Raw genomic sequence first — 22,779 nt, forward strand, 5'->3', positions numbered from 1 at the left:
GTCGTGCGGCGATATTCCAGAAGGGTTCGCAGGCCGTCGCCTGCGAACCGAGTACGTCGCGCTTCAGCCGATTCTGCGGGCGACTTCGCGAGCTTTCTCAGCGTCTCGCTCGGCGTAGATCTGCGTCACATCGGCTGCAGCGTGGCCGAGTATAACTTGCGCCGCTTCAAGGCCGAACTGCTTCCGAACCTCGGTGCCGCGGGTGTGCCGCAGCTGGTTCGGGTGCCAACGGTGCTGCTTTTGCCACTCGTCCAGCTGTTCTCGCTCGGCTTCGGGGAGTCGCCGGCCGCGGGCCGCCCTGCTCTCCCCTTCTCGCTGTCCCAGCGGCTCCGGAGCCTGGAACGCGGCGTCGCAGGCATGGTGGATGGCGTGGCGGTACGAACTCGGGTCGAAGCACACCTGCGGCGTCCGCTGCCTCTCGGTCGATTTGCGATCAGCGTTGGATCGCTTGCCGCGGCGATTGCCGCAACTCGGCGGAGTCTTTCTCGCTTCGCTGGCAGCCTGCCGACGCTGCTCGACCGCTTCGGCCATCGAGAAGCAGACCTGATCAGGGGCACGCAGCAGGTACGGCCGCAGCAGAGCCTGGGCCTCGGGACCGATGTAGACGATCCGTTGCCGGCCATGGTGCTCGGTTTTGTGCCCTTCCACTCGGTATTCCCAGACGTCGGTCGAGCGGTCGACATCGCCTGGCCGGAGCGTGCAGACTTCGCCAGGGCGGGCGCCAGTCAATAGCTGGAAGCGGATCATGTCCTGGATCACCGGCGGTAGGTGCGGGATCGTTCGTTCGACCACCTCCAGCGGCACGGGCTGGATTGGCGGAGGCTCTGGCAGATCACAGCGGCCCTTCTTGAGGCCGGGCACTGCGGTCAGGGAGTGAAGCACGGCGCCGGGGATGAGCTCCTCGGCCACTGCCCAGCGGAAGATGCGTGTCAGCCGTCGCTGGTTCTTGTTGACGGTCGGGCGAGCCTGGCCCCGGTCGATCCAGAGTTGGCGAACCGCTTTTAGCTTCTTAGGGCCGAACGACTCGGCTGGCTCGCGACCGTAGAGCGTCCGTGCGTCGCGGATGACGAGCCGAAGGGCGTCGAGCTCGTTCGTGGGCTCGCCGTTCTTGACGTAGTAGCTCTGGGCGTGGTTCCAGAAGGCGGCCAAGACTTCGACGACGGTGATCGCCTGTTCGCTCGGCTCCGGATCCCGCTTGGCTTTGGGAGCGGTTTCGCCGGCTAAAAGAAGGCCGTACTGGCGCCTCGAGTCTTCGGTGCCGTACTCGCCGATGTAGATGTCGCGGTCGCCGATGGTGACGACGGCGCGACCGGTGGGCTTGTGCAGTCGATAGCTGGGTGGAGTCCCGGTTTTCGTGCGTGCCATGTGCTGTTTCTCCCCGAATCCGGTAATCCGGTATTTACTACCGGATTAATCAGCGGGAAAACGTCGCACGGGCACGGTGCCCGGTATCGATTTGAGTAACGATTCGACTGGGTTTTGTCTCAGTACGCCCGACAGGATTCGAACCTGTAACCTTCGGCTTCGGAGGCCGATGCGCTATCCAGTTGTGCCACGGGCGCTTGTGCTTCGATCGCCTTAGTTTTGCAAGTTCGCGGCGAAGGTCAATGGTGGGAGGGGCCGTTTCGGATTTCAGGCGTGATTCCTGCTCCGCCGGCACCGGTAGGGGGGGGGTTGCGGGCCGGGTGGACTACACTGAGAAACGCTCGGCGACCTGCGTCGCGAGTTCCTCGCGGTCCTGGGGGCGGGAAGGCTAGGCGGTGGGAAGCCCGGGGGGCGGGCGGCATTGCGGCAGATTGATGAATCTCGCTAGTCTGCCCCTGCCTCGCTCCAGGTGCCGCGATCCCGACCGGCTCGCCGGGGAAGGAGGAGCAGGCCGCGGCGGACGGCCGACTTGTCCCCTTTTCTGCTCCAATTCTTTCGCTCTATGCCCGAACTCCCTTGAAACCGACCCAAGCCGCATCGAACCGCGGCGGCCGCTCATGGTCGCACCAGCTGCAGGAGCGTTACGCCCTGCATTTCGATGCTTGCTTGGCCGAATGGTTCGACAGCGGCGGTTGGCAGTTGGCCGGCCGCGGCGAGTTCAATCAACCGGTCTCTCCCGAAGTCCTGCTCGCGGAGAATCCCGAGGTACTGTGGCCCGCGTTGATGCTGCCGGACAGCTTGCCGGTGCTCGGCAATCGCAAGGGGGACTGGTTGTGCTTGCGGATCGGCAGCGACAGCGCGATCGCCGAAGTGATTCACTGGTATCACGGCGGCGGCGACTGGATTCCCTGGGGCAGAACGTTGGCCGAGGCGATCGTGTTCGACTCGCTCCACGATCGCCTGCCGGGCCGCAACCATGCGCATGCCGTCGCGGCCGAACCGCGGCGGGCGGGCGACGGCGAAGGGGCGCTCGTTCGCTGGGCTAGCGATTGGTTGCCGAGCGAAGTCCGCACGGCCCTCGGCTCCGCGTCGTTCCCCGAGCTGGTGGAGATCCTTCTCGAGCATCGAGTCTCCGAGGTGGGGCTGCGGAGTGAGCTGGTTTTGGCAGCCCTCGACAGCGGACTGCGGCGGTGGCTTACGCCCGAGATTGCCGCTGAACTAGGGATTCCCTGGGAGCCAGATGCCGTCAGTTGGTTGTTCGATACGGCGCTGGTCGACGAAGCTTCACGCAGCGAGCTTCGCCGCAGCATCGGCGGAGAGCTCGACTTCAGTCAGGACTGGCAGGGAGCGGCCAAGCATGCTGCGGCCGTCTGCCGCGAACGAGGCGACTTAGGGTGGGCGTTCGACGTCGCCGGGTGGGCCGCGGAACGCGAAGGAAACGTCGCGGAGGCCGCCGAGTACTACCGCCGCGGCGCGGTAGCGCTCGCCTTCGCCGATCAGTCGATCCGCTTTCGCACCCACTGGTTCCCCCCGGCGAAAGGGAAGTTCTCCCTCTGGCGGCTCGAGGTCCTCGAATCGCAGCGGCGGATCGAGATCGCGGAGAAACCGGGCGCAGGCTCGCCGAAGCCGGACGAGATCGACGGTTATCTGCAGGCGATCGCCGGTGGCGAGTCGGGTGGGGCCAGTGCAGGAACGCTCCGCAGCCGTGCGGCGGACTACTGGCGGTCAGTAGCCCTGACGGCGACCGAGCAGGGGCGGCCGGCCGACGCTTACGAAGCGCACTATCGAGCCGGTTGGGATCTAGGGCTGGAAGAGCTCGGGAGTTACCGTCAGCGGCTGGCGAGCCTCGTCGAAGCGGCCGAGAAGGCGGGCCAACTCGGACGGGCTCGCGTCGCCCAGGCTCATCTCGATACGTTTTTGCATCGCTTCGGCTGAACGCTTCGCCGGGCTCAAGGTTTAGCCGCGTTTGCGTTCGAGCAGCACGAGCATGATCATCGCCAGCAGCGACCGGAGTTCCTCGTCCGGCGGAAGCTCGCCGAGCTTTTCGACCTGGTAGACCCCTTCGAAGATCGCCGGCCGTTTGACCAGTCGCAGCAGCGGCTGGTTGTCGACGCCCACGACGCGGTAGCTGGGGTTCAAGAGGTAGACCGCAAGCAGCCCAAGGATCGGAATTTCGCCGAGCAGGCTTTCGATGATCTTCTTGATCGGGCTTTCCTCGGTGATTGCCATCACGACCTTGCCGTCTTCGAGGATTTCGTAGTGCGCCGACCAAAGCGAGCGCATTCCCCGGCGACGGACCGACCCCCAGTCGTTCCCTTCGGCATCGGTGAAGTGGTAGCTGGCGGAGAAGTCGAGGACCCGGTCGGCGGCGATCTGGAACAGCAGCCTCTTCTGCTCGGTGTCGGCGAAGACTTGGACCTGCTCCTTCAGCTTGAACATCTTCTGCTTGATGAAGAAGATCGTGTTGCCCGCCTTGTCGGTCGCGGTGATCCGTTGCCCGAAGGTCAGCAGCTTGAACCGCAATTCGAGGGGGTACTGCATTCGATTGTAGCCTTGTGCGACTTTGATGCTAAAATGGAGCAGGCGAAAGCAGGAGTTTACTCTCGCGGTTTATCGTGGTGGGTGCTCGGCCCCTCTATTCCTCCAATTCCCTTTTGGTCGGATCCGCGTCAATGGCAGAAACCGGTGAGTTCGGCGAACTCGTTCCCACCGGGGGTGGGGACAACATCCCGTTGCTAAAGAAACATTTGCTCGTCGGGCGTCGCGACTCGTGCGACATCGCTCTGAAGTTCGCGAATGTTTCGAGCAAGCATTGCCGCTTGACGCTCGAGCAGGGCTACTGGTTCGTCAACGACTTGAACAGCCGCAACGGGACGAAGGTCGACAACCGCAAGATCATCCGCAAGCGACTCGACCCGGGTTGCAAACTGGCGATCGCCAAGCACGAGTACATCGTCAAGTACGAGCCGGAATTGCTCGGCGCCTTCGGGCCTCCGCCCCCCGATGATGATCACATCGAAGAAGTGCTGCGGCGGAGCCTGCTCGACCGCGCAGGGTTGACCCACCGCAGCAGCCTGGGGCCGTCCGAGCCGCAGGAATAAGCGGATATTATGCTCGAGAGTCGCCTTTCGCTCCGCGAAAGTTGCGCAATAACGCTACTTTCGCGGAGCGAAAGGCGACTATGGCGGAGCGAAAGGCGACTATGGCGGAGCGAAGGGCGACTATGGCGGAGCCGTAGGGGATTCCTTCGAGGGGTCAGGTTTTTTAACCTGTCGCACTTCCTTGTTTCACACCCTCGAGGGAGGCCCGACCGATGCCGCAATTGGCTCACCATGTGTTTTTCACGCTCCGCGACAAGAGCGATGCTGCGGCGGACGGGATGATCGCCGCTTGCAATCGATATCTCGATGGCCATGACGGCGTGGTCCACTTCGCCGTGGGACGCCGCAATCCCGAGCTCGTTCGCGAAGTCAACGACCAGGAGTTCGACGTCTCCTTGCATGTCGTCTTCCGTGACCGGGCAGCGCACGACGCCTACCAAGTGCACCCGCGGCACCTGGAATTCATCGAGGAACAGCGGGCGAATTGGGCTCAGGCTCGGATCTTCGATAGCGACTTGTGCGAGTAGCCACCGCGGCGGGCGAGGCGCTGGCCGCGGCGGTGCGCCGCAGGACTCGGTCGTCGTAGATCGCTTCGATCAGCTGCGAGTAGCCTTCGACCATCGAGGTCAGCGAGCCGGTCTCGATCACCAAGCGGCGACCGGTTTGCCCCAGCCGTTGACCGAGCTCGCGCTCGCCGATCAGCTCCAGGACCCGTTGGGCCATCGTGGCATCATCGTCGCCATCGACAAGGTAGCCCGATTCGTCCTCGACGACCGACTCGCCGACGCTGCCCACGCGGGTGGCGATCACCGGGACGCCCGAGGCGAGCGCTTCGAGGATCGACACCGGGCTTGCTTCGTTGTGCGAGCAGAGGAGAAAGGCGTCCATCGCGGCGAGCAGGGCGGGAGTGTCGTGACGCGTGCCGAGCAGGCGAACGTGAGCGGCTAGCCCGGCTTCGTCGCGAGCCCGTTCGATGTGGGGACGCTGGGGACCATCGCCGACGATGAGGAACTGGGCATCGGGTCGGCTGTCAACGACGCGGCGAGCGACTCGCACGAACATCTCGTGATTCTTTTCCGGGCGGAGCGCCGCCACGATCCCGATCACCGGAGCGGTCTCCGGAATTTCTAGCTCCTGGCGAATCTGCTGACGGAGCGCGGTTTGGGGAGCGAACCGCTCAGTGTCGATGCCGTTGCGGATCGTGTGCACCCGCGCGGCGGGAAACCGCTCTCGCTCCCGGAGGTGCTCGGCGTGGTGGTCGGCGACGGCGATGAACCCGTCGGTGAGCGGAGTGAGAGTGCGATTGAGCCGCCCAACCCCATCGGGCCAGCCAGTCGAGTGCAGGGCGCTGAGGATCGCAGGCACGCCTGCGAGCCAAGCCGCCAACCGGCCCCAAAACATTTTGTCTCCGGCCCCCACGGTGACGACCGCATCGGCTTCGCGAGAGCGAAACAGCCGAATGAGCCGCGGCAGCACACGCAGGTCGTGCTTAGAACCCAGCAGCCCACTGTGGAGCGGCCACCGCTCGGCGACGGTCTCCCCCAGCGGCCCCGGCTCTTTGAGGCACACGATCTCGGCTTGGATCCGGCGCGGATCAAAGCCAGCGATCAGATTCACGAGCAGCGTTTCGGCGCCACCGACTGGCATGCTGGTGATCACAAACATCGCGTGAAGCGGCCCCCGCCGATTGCGCGGAATGGGAGCGTAGCGAGGCCAAACGATCTGGGGGCGGAGCACGGAAGGTTTTCCCCGGGCGAGTTTTAGGGAACCGGACGCTAGCGCGTGGTGGCTGATGGATGCTGGGAGAACCGGACGCTAGCGCGTGGCGGCTGATGGATGTTGTCGGGGCAGGTCGTAATGGATTGTTGGCTCGTGGCGGAGTTTTCGCCGATCGAACTGCACCCAGTTCCGAAAGCGAGCAAAATCGGGATCTCCGTGCACGCGGCGGATGTGAAAGGCGTCACGGCCGGGAACGTTGTACGCTCCAAAGGCGCTGCAAAAGCCGTCCAACCCCGCGGCAGCGACGGCGCGAATTGCGGCTTTGCCGAGCTGCTGTGGAAGTCCATAAGGAAACGCGAAATGACGCACCGGGCGGCCGAGGATCGCGCTCAGCTCGGGCGTGGCCGTGGTGATTTCCCGTTCGATCTCGGCCGGACCATGCGGCTGGGAAAAGTCGATATGGCTGCGGGTGTGGAGGCCGATTTCGATTCCTGCGTTGGCCAAGTCACGGAGTTCCGCGGCGGTGTTGATCGGCAGCGGGATTCCGGCGGCAGCGTCGTGGGGGAAAGGCCGACCGCTCTCGATGTGGTCGAGCGCGACGAAGTAGGTGCAGGGAAGCCCGTGGCGGAGGAGCAGCGGCAGGGCGAAGTCGCAGTTCTCCGCATAGCCGTCGTCGAAGGTGATCGCCACCGCCGGGCGGCGACTGTCACGCTCACGAACCCGTCGCTGGACCTCGTCCAGACCGATGACCTCGAACGAGTGGCGGAGAAAGTCGATCTGCCGCTCAAAGTCGCGGGAGGAGATCGTCCAATCGTTGGGGTGTGTGTCGGCGACCCGGTGGTAAAACAGGACCGGAATGGGAGCATCGCCCGCAGCGGCAAGGCGGGCGAGTCGCCGTGGGCCGAGCACTTGAGTGACTCGGCTTCGCGCGGACCGCAGGATCGTCTTGAGGGGGCTCACCGCAACGCTCGCTTTTCGCGCCGAATCGGAACAAATCTCCGTCCGTTAAACGTGCGTCGCGAATCGCGGCCAGGCAAATAGGAGAAGCGAGAAGCGAGGCGGATCTGGCGAGGGAAACAACCACGAATGACACGAATCAAACCAATTGATGCGCGGAGGGGGATGTGGAATCTGAGATCAAACTTCAAATCTCAGATGCCTTGAACCCGAGCACCGCCCACCTTCCGTGCTGTTCCGTGTCCTTCCGTGGCCAACCCCCCTGCTCCCTGCAACCTGAAACCTGCTCCCTACAGCCTCTCTCTTACGGATCTCTGCGGAGGTCGCCGGGGCTGGGGGCGAGGCGGTTGGCGAAGTAGACGCGCCAGGCGTCCTGGTCGTACTGGTAGTTGACTCCCTCGGGAACGATTTCCAGGAGCGCCGTGAGCACTTCCGGGTTGTTGAGGTAGCGGTCGATCACTTTGGGCTTACCACCCATCTGCATGCCACCGCCTCCGTTGGGCGTCATGGCGACGTTGGTATCGTTGCGAGGGGCGATCACTTCGCGGTGCTTGGTCTTGAGTGCGTCGACCAGTTGGAGCGCGATTTCGGGATCGTTCAGCTCGATCAGTGCGCGGCCGGCGCGACGCACGACGCGGTTGTCTTTGCTGTCGAGCTTGCTGATGAAGTAGCCGATCGCGCGGTACCGGCCATATTCCCGCAGATGCTCGAAGCAGAGATCGCGAATCGTCGGCGAGGCGTCGTTCATGGCGGTTTGCGTCAACGCTTCGACGGCGGTCGGAGTTCGGAGTCGAGCCAGGATCTCGATCCACATCTCGCGGCGGAAGAGACCGGAGGGCTTACCCGAAAGAAGTTCGCGGGCGATGGCCGTGTCGGCGAGCGGATCATTGATCGCTTGCAGTTCCTGCAGCGCTTCGGCTCCACGGTGCCCGCCGCGAAGGACTTGGGTACGAAGTCGAGCGAGCTCGCGAATCCAGTTCTTGCGGGCGAGCTCGTTATCTTTTTCGGTGCGGAGCATCGAGACTTCTTCGGCGAACCGCCACTCGCCACCGTCCCGGAGCATCCCCCGTTCGCGTCGCAGCGCGGTGCGTTTGACCCAGCCATCGGCCGTCGGTTCGTAGTCCAGCTCCTGGCGGGCCGGGCCATGGTCCGGATCGAGCTCGAGCACGTAACGGAGATGACGGTGCTTCTGAGCGTACAACCGCTGCGCATTGCACCAGCGGGAGAGTTCCCAGTGGGCTTCAGCCGTTTCGGCGACCGCGTCGGCTCTCCGTCGGTACTCGGCCAGCACCTCCTGATCGTCGTCGATCTTGCGAAATTCGACCTCCGGCAGGGCCAGCATCAGGCCGGGGCCGACGCGGATCAGTTGTCCGCGGACCTGCTCGTTTCGGTACTCGGCAATCTCTCCGCTCAGCGAGCCGCCGTGGCGAAGCGCCGCCGTCGCTTCCGCGGCGACGCTCGGTGCCGGCAGGGCGACGGCCAACGCCGAGACGAGCAAGCTGCACAGCGACGGGGAGGCGCGAAAACGGAACACGGACACGAGATCTCCTGAGAACCGGGGGCTAGCGCCCGGCGGCTGATGAATAATCCGGGCTAGCGCCCGGCGGCTGATGAATAATTCGGGCTAGCACGTGGCGGCTGATGGGTTGCATGGGCGATGGTGGCCGATCACCATCCGACAGCGGACCCTCCCATTCTACCCCGCACGCATGGCGGTAGGAAAAGAAAAACGGGGCGGGCTAGAAACGCAAAAAGCCCTCCGCAAACCGGTCACGGTTCGCGGAGGGCTTTGGCGAAAACTTTTGAAGTGCGGCTGAGAGGACTCGAACCTCCACGGGATTATCTCCCACTAGGCCCTCAACCTAGCGCGTCTGCCAGTTCCGCCACAGCCGCGGCACTTCAGGTGGGCTAAAGGCTACTAAATCCGTGCCCGGCGTCAACGGCAGGAGCGCGGATTGCCAAAATCTAGAGATACATTCCCAAAAAACCGCCCGATTGTTCGGTTTGTGCCTGCAGTTGCTTCAGCCGCTCCTCGGCTCGCGTCAGATCGCCCGCGGCGATGTAGCGATTGAACTCGACACCGACCGCTCGGCTGACCGTTTCGCTGAACCAACGCACGATCGGCTCGGTCAACCAATCACACGTCTCTTCCTTCAGCGTGACCTGCAAATCCATGCTGCGGACTTCCCGGTCTGCCGCGTCGGTCAAGACCGTGCCCTCGAAATCCAGTCGCAACCGGCCGAGCTCGGGGTCGTTCGTCAGATGATAAGTGCAATGGGCGGCGTGCAAGTAATAGGTGTTGTGCGTCCCGTGGCGCTCGATCGCCTGCTTGACGCGGAGCACAAACTCGGCGAACCGCGGTGAAGCATCGACTGGAATGTCGAGCCGCCCCACCGAGCGGAGCGGCAGGCAATCAAATTCGACTTCGACCCAACGACCGTCCATCTTGCTCTCAACTCCTGCGGTACTCGTCCGGGAATCCGTGACCAATCGACGCCAGAGGGACGCGCGCTGCAAACGCGGCGTCCCCAGGCGTACTGTACCGCAAAAGCGAGCATCCGCCACGCCGCATGCGTCACCCTCCCCCCGGGAGGGTCGCGAGGAACGAGCGGGGAGGGTTTCTGCAACGGTGAGCTTCGCGTGGGGCTATCGTTCGGGATTGCTCTCCCTCCCCGCGCTGACGCTCGACCCTCCCGGGGGGAGGGTGATGATAGGTCGTGCGACTTGCGTAGAGACCAGTGCCCGGGGGGAGGGTGAGTGAGGAGGAGGGCTGATCTGCCGGGTTCAGTCGGCGGCGAGCATCCGGGGAGCGGGGAGCGGCGCGTCGGTCGAGTCGAAAGCAACCGTCAGCCAGCCGTCGCCCGAGCTGATGCGGGTCGCGCGAAGCGGCTCGCGGGCGGGCTGGGCTGCCGAAACCGACTGGCCCGCTGGTCCCGTCGGGCCGGGACCCGCACCGGGCAACGTCAGCGGCTGATGCAGGAGTCGCGGGGGGAACGCTTCGGCCAGCTTGTCGATCACGGCGCGGCGGAGAGCGATTTGCGTGATCCCCAAGCGTCGCTCGCTGCCGCCCGGGAAATTCACTTGCACGTCCCCTTCGCGCTGGAGCGTCACGTAGCCCTCGGCCGAGCGGGTGGGGCGGTAGAGAGCGGTGATTTCCATCGCTTGCTCGAGCACCTGATCTCCCTGTTCGAAGCGGGTGCCGCGGATTCCGAGGCGGAGGGTGTTCTCGCGAGCTTCGAAGACCACCGGCCGGAGGGGAGCGAAGTGGATCGTCAGCGGATCGGCGGTGAGCGTCTCGGCCGCTTCGCGAGCCGCTTCGGCGACATCGCGGGCCGCCTCCACCGCTTCGAGCAGCGATGGCTCCTGAGCTTCGTCGGCCGCAGCTTCGGCTTCGCCGGTCTCGTCCGCTTCGTCGGTCTCGTCCGCTTCGTCGCGGGGGTTGAGCAGGTCAGGGCTGAAACCGGGGAAAATGCTCGTGATGAAACCGGCCAACTCCACATCGGTCACCGCCCGACCGGCGAGCAGTTCGGACGCTGGGTTGTCGATCGCCGACTCCTGGAGTTGGACGACCAGGTCGTGTCCGACCGGAGGTGCAGGAGGAGCGACCGCGGTGCTCGTCTGGTCCTGAGCCCGGATTCGCAGCCCGAGCTGCAAGTACTCCGACGACGAACTCCAGTGGCGCGTGGGCCGGGACAGATCGAGTCGGCGGAAGACGGGGCCAGCTTGTTCTTCGGGGAGCAAGTTGCCGCCCGCGATCTGCTCATCGGTCTCCTGAGCGAACTCCCGGGAGACGCGGGCTTCGAGCTTCGTCTCGGCGATCCGATTCGCTTCGTCCTTTTGCTCGGCCGCGCGGCGGGCGGCGATCCTGCGGACCAGCCGCAAGTGGTGCTCGATGCCGAGAATCCGCGAATCGAGATTTGCACAGGTGAGCACCGGTTCGGCGATGACTCCAGCATCGCCCAAGTGCAGCACTCGCGAAGCGCTGACGTTGCCAAACCCGTGCGTCTTGAGCCGCACCGGAGAAGCATAGCCGGTTCCGTAGTTGTCGAACCGAGCGGCCATCGTCAGCCGGATTGCCGCCGTCCCTTCGCTGGGGATCAAATCGGCCACGACCGCCCCGTTCAAGTGAGCTTGGCCGATGATGCGGACTCCGAGAATGCATTCGTCGCTCGGCGTTTGGCGGTTGACCGGCCGGTTGACAATCTCGGTGATCAGCTCGCGTCCGACCAGCACGCGCGCATTGTTGTTGCCAATCGTCGCTCGCAACTGGTCGACCAGTTCGGGGGCCAGACGACTTGCAGCGGCAAACTCAAGGACGCGGTTGATCCGAGCGGTATGCTCGGCCGTCAGCGGCCCTTCGGTCTCCCGCAGCAATTCGGCGACCTGCCCCAGTTGGCCGGAGACGGTGCGAACGGTTCGCTCGGCGTCCTGGAACAGCGCGGCGCTGATGAACCGGTCGAGCGCTTCGCGGAATTCGACCAGCGGCTGGCGCTCGAGCCCCGATTGGTTGCGGACCAGGCGCCAGTAGATTCGCTGTGCCAGCTGTCCCTGCTCGGCCACCGCCGCGTCGCGCTCGATCGCATCGGCCAGCGCGTCGTAGCCGAGGTACTCCAGCCACCCCTCCCGTGTCTCCGGACTCGCGGTCGCGTCGAGGTGAGCGAGCACCTGCTCGTAAGCCTGTTGGAGCTCCTCCCGCGCTGCGCCCACATCGGGGATCCGAGCCGGGTCGAGATTTTGGCGAGCCGCGTCGATCCGCGAAGCCAGAGCCGCGCGCTGGCTCTGCGGAATCTGGGCCTCGCTGTCGGGGGCGGCGGCGAGCGACAAGGCTGCGGCGACCGAAAACCAGGCGGCTAGGCGGAAGCGGGAGGAGCGGGGTCGAGTGGAACTGATTCGGGGGGAATGGGACCTCGGGGAGAGGGAGAATCGCCTCATCGAGTTGTTTCCTTCACGTCGTCATGGGGGCGAAAGGGAGGGGACGCCGCAGTTCTAGGCTAGGCAGCCGGCAAGCACCTCCGGCCCACGCCCCTTGCAAGGAGCGTGCCCGCGAGCCGCAAAGTTTGTCGGCTCGCCTCAGCCAGCGCAGTCGCTACGGTCGCTCTAAGTGGAACGGATCAGCCAGTTGCGTTGTCTTTTGTAAACGTTTTGTGCTGCCTTTTTACCTCATCTTAGCTGGGAGCGTGCTAGGGTTCGGCGGGCAAATCTTACCCGGACCCCACCATCGGGATTCCGCACCGCAGATGAAGCCAAACTCCCGATCATGCACATCCACCATCCTCAAGCCGTCGCCGCGCCTGTGCTGAGTCATCTGCTCCCAGTGCGGCTCGCCCGCACCGCCGTGACGCAATCGGCCGGTGCCCCTAAATCCGGTGCCCCTAAATCCGGTGCCACGCCCCTGAAGGCCCGAGCGGCGGGGCTCCTCCGCACGGTGCTGCTGAGCCTGGTTGTCGCTGGACTGGGATTATCTGGCCTGGGACCATTGGGCGGCTGTGCCGAGCTGCGGTTGCCGGCGATCGATCCGACGGGCAACTGCTTGTTCGCTCCCGGAGCCGCTTCGACGACGCTGGTCCATCCCTCGCTGTGCGGTCCCGATGGTTGCCTGAGCGGGATCAGCTGCCGGTCGTGTCTGGGGCGTCCGGGCGGTTGCTTGTCGTGCCTGCACGGAGTTTTGCCGGAGCCCGCGTTTAGCGATCCGCCTCCCCCGCCTCCCTGTTTGCAAGGGCAGGCCCCGGGCACTCCTGGACAGCCGCCGCAGTGCGTTCCCGGAGCGCCGTTGTCGGACGACTGCGCCACGGGGCCTCCTGCGGTGATGATTGGCGAGCACTGCCATGTGAAAGACTTCATCCACCTGCCCCGCAAAGGTCGGCGGGGTCGGCTATTGCTGTCGCCGAATCGCGTGGTGGCTCCGGTCGGTGGCGAAGTCGTGCTGCTCTCGGGAGTCTGCGGGAACGATGGCTATCTCGTGACCGGCGAACCGATCGAGTGGATGTTGACTCCGGACAGCGTCGGGCACTTTATCGAGATCGCACCGGACGATGCCTCGTTGCTGCAGCGGATGGCGAACAAGCGCGAAGTCGATAAGGTCAGCGGTTCGTTTGCCCGCGGAGTGACGCGGACCAAGCCGGCGCTGATCACCCGCGGGACGCGGCGGACCAACGACGATGTGCCGCTCGAACCGGGCCAAGCCTGGGCCACGATCAGCAGCCCGAGCGAAGGGGTCAGCCGCATCACGGCGCTAGCCCCCGAGAGCGATTGTTGGGACCAGCGGCGGGCGACGACCACGATCTACTGGGTCGACGCGCGGTGGCAGTTCCCCGCTCCGCAGATCGCTCGGGCCGGACAGCCCGTCGCCCTCACCACGCGCGTGACCCGCAGTGAAGGAACGATTCCGGCGGTCGGCTGGAAAGTCCGCTACACGATCCTGACGCCCGAACTGGCCGGCTTCGCTCCGAGCGGTGCACCGACCATGGAAGCGATTGTCGACGACAGCGGCAATGCGGTGGCGACGCTCCAGCCGGTGCCCGGCACCAGCGGCACGGCGACGATTGCGATGGAAGTCATTCGGCCAGCCGGAACCGATACCGACGTCCCGGAGCTGACCCTCGGCAGCGGCCAAACGCTGGTGACCTGGAGCGCCCCGCGGCTGGAGCTGCGCGCCGGTGCCCCTTCGGTCGCTTCGTTCGACGAGCCAGTGACGATCTACGCCAACGTCTCCAACCCAGGCGATCTGCCGACCGGCAAGGTCCAGGTCAGCACGCTGCTGCCCGAGGGCGTGCGGCTCGTCGGCAGCGATTTCGACTACTACCAGTCGGGCAACCAAATCGTCTGGACCTACGAAGAGGGAATCCCGCCAGGGGTTCAGGGGGACATCAACCTCACCGTGACCTCGCGGAACCCGTTCCGGATGGAGTTCCAAGCACGGGACGTGACGAGCGAGCTGTTCGCCACCGCGGAGGTCCGCGTCGATGTCTTCGTCCCCAGCCTCGAACTGTCGGTCGCCGTCGCCGAGGGACGCGAGCGGATCACGGTCGGCGAGGATACCCAGTTCCTGATCGACGTGACCAACATCGGCTCCCAGCCGCTGAGCGATGTGCGGTTGCAAGTCAGTGGCGACGGCGGCATGAACCACGTCCAGGAAGGCTCGCCGACCGTCTTCAAGGATAAGGATGACGGACCGCTTGCACCCGGAGCGACCTGGTCGGTGGCGACCGACTTCAACGTCTTCGAACCAGGCGAACGATGCGTCAACGTCACCGTCACCGCCTCGGGAGCCCAGCGGGCCGATGCCCGAGCCTGTGTGACGGCTACCAACCCGGTTCCCGTGACGCCCGCAGTAATCGCCGAGATCGCCGGACGTCCGGAAGTCCGCGTGGGCGAGGAAGCCCTGTTCCGCTACTTCGTCCAAAACCCCGGACGCGTACCGCTGACCAACGTCGAAGTCACTGCGACCTTCACTCCGCAGCTCGAATTGCTCTCGGCAACCGAAGGGTTCGACGCCGCAGCGCTCGGCCAGTACCAGATCAAGTGGCGGCTGGCCCAGGTCGACCCCGGACAACGCATCTTTCTCGAAGGACTGTACCGCGTCCTGGGCCCGACCGGTCCGGCCGATCAAGTGCTCACCGTCCAAGTCGCCGAAGGGGCGAGCAGCGAGGGCAGCTTCGACTTCCGCGTCCTCCCGGCCGTCCCACAGCCGCAAACTCCGCCACCGGTCGCTCCGCCACCGGTCGGCATCCCCGCTCCGACGATCCCCAGCGGCCCCAGCACCGGCGGCCCCGCCCCCGGTACTGGTGCACCCAGCACGGGTGCACCCAGCACTGGTGCACCCGGTACTGGCGGCGGATTGAACGCTCCGCCGCTGCAAACCGATCCCCGCGACGCACGCCCCACTCCCGGACCTGCGGCCCCCGGAACGGGTGCGCCGGGAACGGGTACGCCGGGAACGGGTGCGCCCGGAACGGGTGCGGGGGGCAATGGCGCGGTGGTGCCGGGGCAGCTTCAGCTGAACGTGTTTGACAGCGACGATCCGGTCGTGGTCGGGCAACCGATTCGCTACACGATTCGGCTGACCAACCCGACCCCCCTGCCCGACTCCGAAGTCCAAATTCGCTTCGCCCTCTCCGGCCAGCTTCGTTTGCGGAGCATTCGCCAGACGGTGACGCCGGGTGAGGCGCTCCAGCGGGAAGCGGGAGGCTATTTCTATCTGAGCGAGATCAGCGAGTTGCGGGCCGGGGAAACGGTCGAGTACACCTTGGTGTTGGAAAGCAGCAGTCCGCAGACCGGGGTCGTCCAGGTCGAAGCGTACAGCCGCCGCCAACCGACGCCGGTCAGCGCTCGCGAGGAAACGCGAGTCGATCCCCAGTAGAATTCGCAGATGCCTCGGTTCGTCTTCCTGCGCCACGAAGTTCCCGCCAGCTACGGGCGGCGTTCCCACTTCGATTTGATGTTCGAAGTCGAGGGGCAACTGCGGACCTGGGCGGTCGACCAGTTGCCGACGCTCGGCGGCCCCGCAGTCGTGGCGACGCCTCTGCCGCCACACCGAATCGCCTACCTCGACTACGAAGGCCCGGTCTCGGAAAATCGCGGTAGCGTCCGTCGCGTGGCGCGAGGCACCTGCCGCGGTCCGCTCGCTCAAGGAGTCGAGCAAGGCGAAAACGCGCTCATCGCATTCGAAATCGAGTCGCCCGAACTGCAGGGGCGAATCGTGTTCGCCGGCGGAGAAGTCTGGCTGGAGGAAAACGAATCGGCCGCCGGACGGTAGTGCCAAAGCGAGCGACTTTTACCTGTCTTTTGAGCCGAAGGCGCTAGCCTCGGGCCCAGTCCGGTTGGCGCCGCAGGGAAGCGTTACGCTGCAGCGACGTTCAATCACACGTTCATACCGTTCGCCAGCGCGACGGAACCCGCGGCTAGCGCCGTCGGCTCACATTCCGTGAAAGCGACGGAACCCGCGGCTAGCGCCGTCGGCTCACTTCAGTTCTGCACCGAGCGGCCTTCGCTCGAGCGGGAGATGCGGTGCGAGGCCAGTTTGTAGACCGGTCCGCGGGGCTGAAAGACGACGCGGGCTTGGGGGCCGGTGTGGCCCGCCATCGTGATCCGGCCTTCGCTGAGCGAGACCGACTCGACGATCACCGGCGTCCGCACGTAGCTCGGATGGATGCTGGGAACGGTGACCAGGGCGATCGGGTGGCCAGCGTCGTTCTGGTCCCAGCGAATTTCCAACTCGTCGCGGGCGGCGCGGCGAGTGATATTGTCGACGAACCGGCCCAGCGGAAGAGGGAGCGCGCCGGCCTTCAGCTGGCGGACTTCGAGCGCCAGCACGTTGGGCTCGGCCGTCAGCTGGATGGCCAGCTCGAACGAGACGACCGTTTCGATGCGGCTGTCCTTGTACCGTGCGGCGGCCAAAATTTTATCGTCTTGGATCACGACTCGTGGCTCCTCGACCCCGGCCGGGAGGACTTTGGAGAACTCCTGCGGCAGCTGGTGGACGAGCCAGGCATTGATCTGGGCTTCGGTGAACGTGGCTTCCCAGCCCCCGAGTTGGCCCACCTGGGTGGTCAGGATCTCGACTTCGTGTTCCAGCTCGCGGCTGGCTTCGATCACGTCGGTCGGCATCCGCCGAGCCGCCTGGAGGTAGAAATCAGGAACTTCCCGAGTTTTGCGGAGCGCCCACTGAGCGGAAAATCCTAACGCTGCGCCGACTCCGATGAGCGACAATGCGGCGCAGCCCAGCAAGCGGCGAAGCCTTCTTCTTTTGCGAGGCTTCGAGGCTTGAGCGACCTCAGTGTCGCTTTGGTTCAATTCGCTCATTCCGTCGGCCTCGCTGTGCTCAAGGATCCGCAGACAACAACAATCCGTTCTACAACGTCTTGTCCGGTCGTTTGTCAAAAACGTAACGGCTCGGGCAACCATTCCCGCAGACGCCGGGCGACACCGGGAGGAGGTTCTTCGGAGGACGCAGGATGGAGGTTCGATCCCCCCGCTGGCGGCGCGGCCGGTGACGGGGCGGATCCACCGGCTGCGGGCATCCGCAACCATCGTAGATACTTTGCCCAGTGCGAGTCGAGCAAACGGGCGGCCGCGGTAAAATCGCCCCGCCGCATCCGCTCGACTGCGACAAACATTTGCCGCTGCAGTTCGCTGCGTTCCCGTTCGGTCAAGTAAAAATCATAGAGCCGCACCTCGTCGATAGCGATTTCGCCGGCGGAAATCAAATCGATCGCCACCCGCAGCTCCTCGACCTCGCTCGCCGGAAGGTCGGGAACCATCAGCCAGAGGGGTTCGTCCGGCCAGGCTCCCCCGGCGGGAACCGTGACTTCGAGGCTCCGTCGCAAGGCGGTGTCGCGGATCCGGCCCTCGAAGGCGAGGCGAATTCGAGGGGCTCCGGAGAGACTGCGGGCCCGTAGCGAGACGGCGATGCGGCCGGTTGGGGGAGTGGTGATCGGGTCGCTCAGCAGCCACGTGCGAGCTCCCGGACGCGGTTCGTTGCGGAGCACGATCGCCCGTCGTCCGTCCGCCGCGTCGGCATCAAAGCGAACGCAATCGGGCGGGTGCTGGGCCCGCAGCCAACCCTCGATCCGCTCTTCGCTGCCGGTCTCAAAACTGCCGTTCTGGAGCGCCGGGTAGGATCGGGGGCGGCCGAGGATCGAGATCCGCGCCGACAGCTCTTCGACTTGCGAAGCGAGTTCCGCGGCGACGCGATCCGCCGCCAGCGGCACGCCGCTCCACGCCGCTACGCCTCGAGCTGGACCGCGGACGTGCAGGGCGACCAACTCGCCAGGACCGAGCTCACCGGCCCAGGTCGTGCTCAATCCCGAAGGCGCCGTTCCTCGCTGGACCTGGGCAAAGCGTTGGCCGATCGTCCACGTCTGCGGGGCGTCACCGAGCAAGCGGACTTCGGTCCCGGCGGCCGCGTCGGTGGCGATCTGCACCCGCATCCGCCAGGGAGCGGTGTTCACGGCATAGATGTACAAGCCGTTCTCGTCGCGGTACTGCCTCACCCGCACCGAGCTGGCCGCGGCATCCTCGGTGGGGACCGACTGAAACGGGGCTTCGGGAAGGGCCGCGAAGGCTGCCATGAACGACCGTCCCATCGCTTCCTGCCCCCGCGAGGGAGCCCAGCCGCCGACGGCGATCAGCTGCGGGTCGAGGCTGTCGAGCATCCGGGCCAACCGCAGCCGATAGGCCTCGCCTCCAGGCACCGCCTGGGTGAACAGCCGCAGCGGCTCTCCATTGCGTTGCCAGGGAACCGCGGTGGCGGAAACGGACACGAGTTGCTCGGTGGGGGGACGGAACAGCATGCTGCCGGCAGCGCCGCTGGCTTGCGAGAGGAGGTGGTCCCAGCCGAGGTCTTCGAACAATTTTGCGTCGTCGACCCGCCGCGCCGGCTCGACCAGTAGCTGCTCGCGAAGCAACCGCACGGGAACGATCCCGGGGCGGGCTGCGAGGTCCTGCCAGTCGAGGCCGCAAGCGGCCGCGTCGACACCGCTCGGCGCCCCGCCGCCGGGCTGCGGCAGCATGTCGGCGGTCAGCAGCACGAGCGGTCGGCCGCCGGTCTCCGAGGCTAGCCGTTCATACAGTCCGCTCAGCTGCCGTTGCCGCCAAACCGAGAACCACTCGGCCGCCTCGCCATCGAGCCAAGCGTGAATGGCGGCGCCCGAGGGAGGCGGATTGGGAGTGTCGCCGCGGGACCAGTCGCTGCGCAGCCGCTCGAGCGTGCGGAGATCGCGCCCCCAGGCCGGCGACGGCAGTTGCAGGTAAGTTTGGGGGCCCAGATGCAGGCCGAGCCCGGCGAAGGAGCGGTGGTGCCCGTACCGGTTGCGGAGCTCCTGGACGACCGCCGAGACCTGCGCCTCGGTCCGCGGATCGAGCACGTTGTAATAGGGAGCCAGACCGTGCCGCGGCGGACGACGCTCGACGTACTGACGCCCCAACGCGTCGGTCCACTGAAGCCCGACCGCCGTTTCGGGGTGCTCCAGGGCCGCTTCCAGCCGAGGCAGCGGTGTAGCCAGCTCGACGCCGGCGACGAGCCGCAATCCCGAACGCTGGAACAGCCGCAGCATCAACTCCAGCACGTCCTTGCGAAGCGGATCGCGGCCATCCGAAAAGAACGTCCCTGTGTCGTAGCGAGGCGTGGCAGCGAAAACGCTCGTCGGGTAGAGCGCTCCTCCTTCTCCGATCACCGTCATCACCGCCGCATTGCCGCCGCTCGCCTGAACGTAGTCGACCAACCGATGGCCGGCTTGCAAGAACGTATTCCAGTCCTGCAGGACGACCGCTCCGTCGGCGTCGACGGCTCCCTGACAACCGAAGACGTCGGTCATCAAGGGCTTGTCCAAATAAATCGCGGCCAGTCGACCTTGCGCCCCGGGTGCGGTTCCGCCAGCCAATCGCCCTCCAGCCATTCGATCGGGACCCGCTTCGACCGCAATCGACTCGATCCGCACGCTTCGCTGCGGGTCGGGGTTGTGGATGATTACGACCGGCTGGTGGTAGCGGGGCCAGAACACCACGCGGTGCTCGCCCCACAACGCACGGCTGCCAGCGGCAGTGGCGGCCGTACCAGCTCCGCCGCTCGGCAGCGGAGCGGCGGAGCCCGAGACGCGATTCAGTGGAGTCCCCGAGGCCAGCTCCGCTGGAGGCGAGATGCCCGCAGGCGCCGTCGGGGTGGGAAGCGTCCGGGGCTGCTCGCCAGTGAAATCGAAAGCGGCCACGTCGGGCTCGTGCACCACACCGCCGTCGACCCCCAGGGCCGAGGATTTGCCGGCTGCGTTGGGTTCGCGGATGCTGATCCCGATTTTCACGGGCTGGTCGGCCGGATAGCGGACGACGACGACGTGCGGTTTACCGAGCTGGTCGACCGGAATCGGCTGGACCATCCAGTCGCCGGGAGCGAGCGCGGCGACCTCGCGGCCCGCGTAACTCTCTGGCGCCAGCGGTTTCCCCGATTCGGCATTGGTCGCTCCGACGCCGAGCCAATTGCGGTCGAGCGGACGCAGCCGAGCGATCTCCCGCATCGGCGTCGGGTCGACTGGCGGCGGCAAGGGCTCGAGGACGACGAACTGCACCGCACGCTCGGCGAAGGCTTCGGCTGCGAATGCGCTGCCAGCAAAGGGACCCGCGGCAAAAGCTCCGGGGTTAAAAATCTCCGGACGAGCCAGCCGATCGACGAGACTTCCGCCGCCGCTCGGGACCAACCGCGTGTGCAGCGTATAGACCCCCTCGCGCTCGGGTAGCTTGAGACTTCCGGCGTCGAGCTTCACCGCAACCGCCGCCGCGGCCAGCGACTCGGCATCTTCGGCATCGATCCTCACCGTTCGCTGCCAGAGTGGCGCGCGGCCTTTGTCGCCATCGCGAAGCAGTTTCATCTGCAGCTCGAGGGGACGCGAGTCGGGCACGGTCACCGCGTTGAGCGTGACCCCCAAGGGGACCTCTTCCGAGGCTGAAAAGACTAGATTTCCGGAGGAGCCGAGGCGGACGTGGAGCGAATCGCCCGGAGCCCGCGTGACCCACAGCCGAACGCCCCCGGCGATGACTTGGTCGTAAGAACCATCGATTAGATCTTCGATCGGCAGAGCGACGTTCGCCGTCTGTTCCCCGGGCGCTCCGGGAGCGGGCGCAGCCGCCGCATCGCGGAGCCGCAGCCTCAGCCGCAGCACATCGCTTGCGCTGCCCACAAAACGCGTCTCAAAGCCGAGGCGGTCCGACGCGCCGCGGGGCTGGACGCGGACCGATTGGCGGTCCGGGCGGAGCCAAAAACCGCCGGTCGTCCCCGCATCCATCGAAAGGTTTTCGGGAGTCTCGAAGTTGCCTTGCGAAGCGAGCAATTCCCCTTCGATCTCGAGCGGCGTGTCGCAGATCAAGCGGACGCGGAGTGCCAGCTCGACTCCCTCAGCCCCATCGGCGGCGAGGCCTTTGTCGGCGGCGAGGCCTTTGTCGGCGGCGAGGCTCTCAACGGTGGCGGGTGCCCCTTCGGCTGCCCGCGAGGCGTCGGCGGCGAAAAATCCACCGCAGATCCAGACGAAAAACGCGACGCTCCCGAGCAGCGCCGACCGGAACCGGTCGACCCGCTTCGCGTGCTCGTCTTTCGGCATCGGACGTCCGTGTCCGGCCATTGGATTTTCACGCAAATCGAGTGAAAAAAGTAAACAAACGGAGGGCATCCTACAGACGCCGGCAAATCCGAGTAAAGGTCAGCCGCGTGCTACGGCGGCGACCAAACGTTCGGCGGCGCGGCGGGCGGTGCCGACGACCGGGGCGATCCCGACCCCGTGCAGAGCGTTGCCAGCGATCTCAAGTCCCGGCAGCTTCTCGAGCTCCGCTTCGATCCGCTCCACCCGCTGCCGGTGGCCGACGTGGTACTGCGGCATCGCTCGAGTCCAGCGGCGGACGATACTCAGCTCCGGCTCTCCGCTCAGGCCCACCAGCTCGCCCAACTCCTCGCGAGCGATCTCGATCAACCGCGCATCGTCCTGCTCGAGCAGTTCCGGCTGCAGTGCCCCGCCGATGAAGACCCGGATCAGCGTCCGCCCCGGCGGCGTCCGGCCGGGAAACTTATGGCTAGCAAAACTACCGGCCAAGATCCGCCGTCGGTCGACCGCCGGCACCACGAACCCAAAGGCGTCGGGAAGGCGAGCAATCTTTGACGTCTCCACACCAAGTACGACGACGGCACTGCTTGCATACGGAATCGCCGCTAACTCATCGGCCGCGATTCGCGCGAGCGGTGCTCCGTCGGCGGAACGGGATCCCGAGGCGTCGAGCAGCGATGCGGCGACCGGCGCGGAGACCGCCAACAGCACCCCATCGACCATGAGCTCGTCGCGGCCCTCGATCCGCAGTCGCCAACGGCCATCGCTCTCGCGGGCCAGTGATTTGAGGGGTGCGTTGAATTGAATGGCTTCCGGCGGCAGCGAGCCCATGAGCTCCTCGAACAACCGCCCCATCCCCTCGGGAAACACGCGAAATTGGCCGTACCGCGCTCCGCTGCTCGCTCGCTCAAGCGACGCTGCCTCGTCGCGGCGTGAAGCGAGCGTGGCGGCGATCAAGCTCCCATGCTCGCGCTCCATCTTCACGAACTGAGGCATCGTCGCCTGCATGCTCAGCTGCTCGGCATCGGCGGTGTAGATCCCAGCCACCAACGGCTGGACCAAGCGATCCAAGACTTCGCGGCCAAACCGCCGGCGGACGAACGAAGCCAGACTTTCGTCCGCGTCGTCTCGCCGCGGTTTGACGAACCGTTCTCCCAAAAGCCGGCATTTGCCCCTCCAGGAGAGCAGCGGCGTTCGCAACACGGCTCCCATCCGCGTCGGCCGCATCAGCACGAAGCCCTCGGGGACGGGGACCAGCCGCTTGCCACGACTGATCATCGCCCGCCGCCCTCGCGGCTCGGGCTCGATCAGATCCCCCTCGACGCCGAGATCGCGGCACAACTGCAGGGCGTCGGGGGGATTCGTCGAGAAGCAGTCGGCACCGTGCTCGATCAACCACCCGTCGCGGCGTTCCGTCGCGATCACCCCGCCGGTGTGGTCCTCCGCTTCGAGGACCAGGAGCTCCGCTTCGGGCACCGCGCGGTGCAGGTAGTAGGCGGCTGCCAGTCCCGACAGCCCGCCACCGATCACCGCCAACCGCAGGGAAGGCCTCACAC

Annotated in this window: 15 protein-coding genes and 2 tRNA genes; 5 read left to right on the plus strand and 12 right to left on the minus strand. The window is 65.8% G+C overall.

Features of this window, described 5'->3' with window-relative positions; genetic code table 11:
* Positions 1 to 63 precede the first annotated feature (63 nt).
* Positions 64 to 1,365 (minus strand): tyrosine-type recombinase/integrase, encoded by a 1,302-nt coding sequence (locus GNK13_RS15885; RefSeq protein ID WP_164103544.1) that lies wholly within the window; start codon positions 1,363 to 1,365, stop codon positions 64 to 66.
* Between the two features lie 123 nt (positions 1,366 to 1,488).
* Positions 1,489 to 1,562 (minus strand) — tRNA-Arg (locus GNK13_RS15890).
* A 379-nt stretch (positions 1,563 to 1,941) separates the two neighbouring features.
* Between GNK13_RS15890 and GNK13_RS15895 the strand changes: the two genes are divergently transcribed.
* Positions 1,942 to 3,300: a hypothetical protein gene (locus GNK13_RS15895; protein WP_164103545.1), complete on the plus strand. Its 1,359-nt coding sequence runs from the start codon at positions 1,942 to 1,944 to the stop codon at positions 3,298 to 3,300.
* A 21-nt stretch (positions 3,301 to 3,321) separates the two neighbouring features.
* Here GNK13_RS15895 and GNK13_RS15900 read toward each other — a convergent pair whose 3' ends face one another.
* The gene (locus GNK13_RS15900) at positions 3,322 to 3,906 is read right to left on the minus strand and encodes a hypothetical protein (RefSeq protein WP_164103546.1); all 585 of its coding nucleotides are present in this window, start codon (positions 3,904 to 3,906) and stop codon (positions 3,322 to 3,324) included.
* Between the two features lie 131 nt (positions 3,907 to 4,037).
* Between GNK13_RS15900 and GNK13_RS15905 the strand changes: the two genes are divergently transcribed.
* Entirely contained in the window at positions 4,038 to 4,466 is a 429-nt protein-coding gene (locus GNK13_RS15905; protein WP_164103547.1) for an FHA domain-containing protein, read from the plus strand.
* Positions 4,467 to 4,678: 212 nt separating this feature from the next.
* On the plus strand, positions 4,679 to 4,993 hold the full coding sequence (locus GNK13_RS15910; protein WP_164103548.1) for a Dabb family protein: 315 nt from the start codon (positions 4,679 to 4,681) through the stop codon (positions 4,991 to 4,993).
* On the opposite strand, the gene GNK13_RS15915 is transcribed toward GNK13_RS15910, so the two are convergent.
* From GNK13_RS15915 to GNK13_RS15940, 6 genes are all read right to left on the minus strand, one after another.
* Positions 4,929 to 6,113, minus strand: coding sequence for a glycosyltransferase (locus tag GNK13_RS15915; RefSeq protein WP_235935252.1), 1,185 nt, complete (start codon positions 6,111 to 6,113; stop codon positions 4,929 to 4,931). The genes GNK13_RS15910 and GNK13_RS15915 overlap by 65 nt on opposite strands.
* Before the next feature lie 168 nt (positions 6,114 to 6,281).
* On the minus strand, positions 6,282 to 7,145 hold the full coding sequence (locus GNK13_RS15920; protein ID WP_164103549.1) for a polysaccharide deacetylase family protein: 864 nt from the start codon (positions 7,143 to 7,145) through the stop codon (positions 6,282 to 6,284).
* A 301-nt stretch (positions 7,146 to 7,446) separates the two neighbouring features.
* Positions 7,447 to 8,676, minus strand: a complete 1,230-nt coding sequence (locus GNK13_RS15925; protein ID WP_164103550.1) for a HEAT repeat domain-containing protein — start codon at positions 8,674 to 8,676, stop codon at positions 7,447 to 7,449.
* 274 nt (positions 8,677 to 8,950) lie between these two features.
* A tRNA-Leu gene (locus GNK13_RS15930) sits at positions 8,951 to 9,035 on the minus strand.
* Between the two features lie 72 nt (positions 9,036 to 9,107).
* Positions 9,108 to 9,587, minus strand: a complete 480-nt coding sequence (locus GNK13_RS15935) for a hypothetical protein (RefSeq protein WP_164103551.1) — start codon at positions 9,585 to 9,587, stop codon at positions 9,108 to 9,110.
* A gap of 339 nt (positions 9,588 to 9,926) precedes the next feature.
* Positions 9,927 to 11,966 (minus strand): hypothetical protein, encoded by a 2,040-nt coding sequence (locus tag GNK13_RS15940; RefSeq protein ID WP_164103552.1) that lies wholly within the window; start codon positions 11,964 to 11,966, stop codon positions 9,927 to 9,929.
* A 433-nt stretch (positions 11,967 to 12,399) separates the two neighbouring features.
* Here GNK13_RS15940 and GNK13_RS15945 point away from each other — a divergent pair, with 433 nt between their 5' ends.
* Together GNK13_RS15945 and GNK13_RS15950 are read left to right on the plus strand one after the other, a co-directional pair.
* A complete protein-coding gene (locus tag GNK13_RS15945) occupies positions 12,400 to 15,501 on the plus strand; it encodes a COG1470 family protein (protein WP_164103553.1) in 3,102 nt (1,033 codons plus the stop codon).
* A 9-nt stretch (positions 15,502 to 15,510) separates the two neighbouring features.
* Positions 15,511 to 15,897: a DNA polymerase ligase N-terminal domain-containing protein gene (locus GNK13_RS15950; RefSeq protein ID WP_164103554.1), complete on the plus strand. Its 387-nt coding sequence runs from the start codon at positions 15,511 to 15,513 to the stop codon at positions 15,895 to 15,897.
* 209 nt (positions 15,898 to 16,106) lie between these two features.
* On the opposite strand, the gene GNK13_RS15955 is transcribed toward GNK13_RS15950, so the two are convergent.
* The 3 genes from GNK13_RS15955 to hemG all read right to left on the minus strand — a co-directional run bounded on the left by GNK13_RS15955 (position 16,107) and on the right by hemG (position 22,777).
* On the minus strand, positions 16,107 to 16,943 hold the full coding sequence (locus GNK13_RS15955) for a hypothetical protein (RefSeq protein ID WP_164103555.1): 837 nt from the start codon (positions 16,941 to 16,943) through the stop codon (positions 16,107 to 16,109).
* 74 nt (positions 16,944 to 17,017) lie between these two features.
* Entirely contained in the window at positions 17,018 to 21,226 is a 4,209-nt protein-coding gene (locus tag GNK13_RS15960) for a hypothetical protein (protein ID WP_164103556.1), read from the minus strand.
* A 99-nt stretch (positions 21,227 to 21,325) separates the two neighbouring features.
* Complete coding sequence (gene hemG, locus GNK13_RS15965) at positions 21,326 to 22,777, minus strand: protoporphyrinogen oxidase (protein WP_164103557.1); 1,452 nt, start codon at positions 22,775 to 22,777, stop codon at positions 21,326 to 21,328.
* Positions 22,778 to 22,779: the final 2 nt, after the last annotated feature.

The sequence above is a fragment of the Candidatus Laterigemmans baculatus genome, assembly GCF_010367455.1.
Taxonomy (GTDB): domain Bacteria; phylum Planctomycetota; class Planctomycetia; order Pirellulales; family Pirellulaceae; genus Laterigemmans; species Laterigemmans baculatus.

What these genes read in the sequence shown, in the direction of transcription:
- GNK13_RS15885 (WP_164103544.1), bottom strand. Translation starts at nt 1,365, where the DNA reads ATGGCACGCACGAAAACCGGGACTCCACCCAGCTATCGACTGCACAAG.
- GNK13_RS15900 (WP_164103546.1), bottom strand. Translation starts at nt 3,906, where the DNA reads ATGCAGTACCCCCTCGAATTGCGGTTCAAGCTGCTGACCTTCGGGCAA.
- GNK13_RS15905 (WP_164103547.1), top strand. Translation starts at nt 4,038, where the DNA reads ATGGCAGAAACCGGTGAGTTCGGCGAACTCGTTCCCACCGGGGGTGGG.
- GNK13_RS15910 (WP_164103548.1), top strand. Translation starts at nt 4,679, where the DNA reads ATGCCGCAATTGGCTCACCATGTGTTTTTCACGCTCCGCGACAAGAGC.
- GNK13_RS15915 (WP_235935252.1), bottom strand. Translation starts at nt 6,113, where the DNA reads ATGCCAGTCGGTGGCGCCGAAACGCTGCTCGTGAATCTGATCGCTGGC.
- GNK13_RS15935 (WP_164103551.1), bottom strand. Translation starts at nt 9,587, where the DNA reads ATGGACGGTCGTTGGGTCGAAGTCGAATTTGATTGCCTGCCGCTCCGC.
- GNK13_RS15945 (WP_164103553.1), top strand. Translation starts at nt 12,400, where the DNA reads ATGCACATCCACCATCCTCAAGCCGTCGCCGCGCCTGTGCTGAGTCAT.
- GNK13_RS15950 (WP_164103554.1), top strand. Translation starts at nt 15,511, where the DNA reads ATGCCTCGGTTCGTCTTCCTGCGCCACGAAGTTCCCGCCAGCTACGGG.
- GNK13_RS15955 (WP_164103555.1), bottom strand. Translation starts at nt 16,943, where the DNA reads ATGAGCGAATTGAACCAAAGCGACACTGAGGTCGCTCAAGCCTCGAAG.
- GNK13_RS15960 (WP_164103556.1), bottom strand. Translation starts at nt 21,226, where the DNA reads ATGCCGAAAGACGAGCACGCGAAGCGGGTCGACCGGTTCCGGTCGGCG.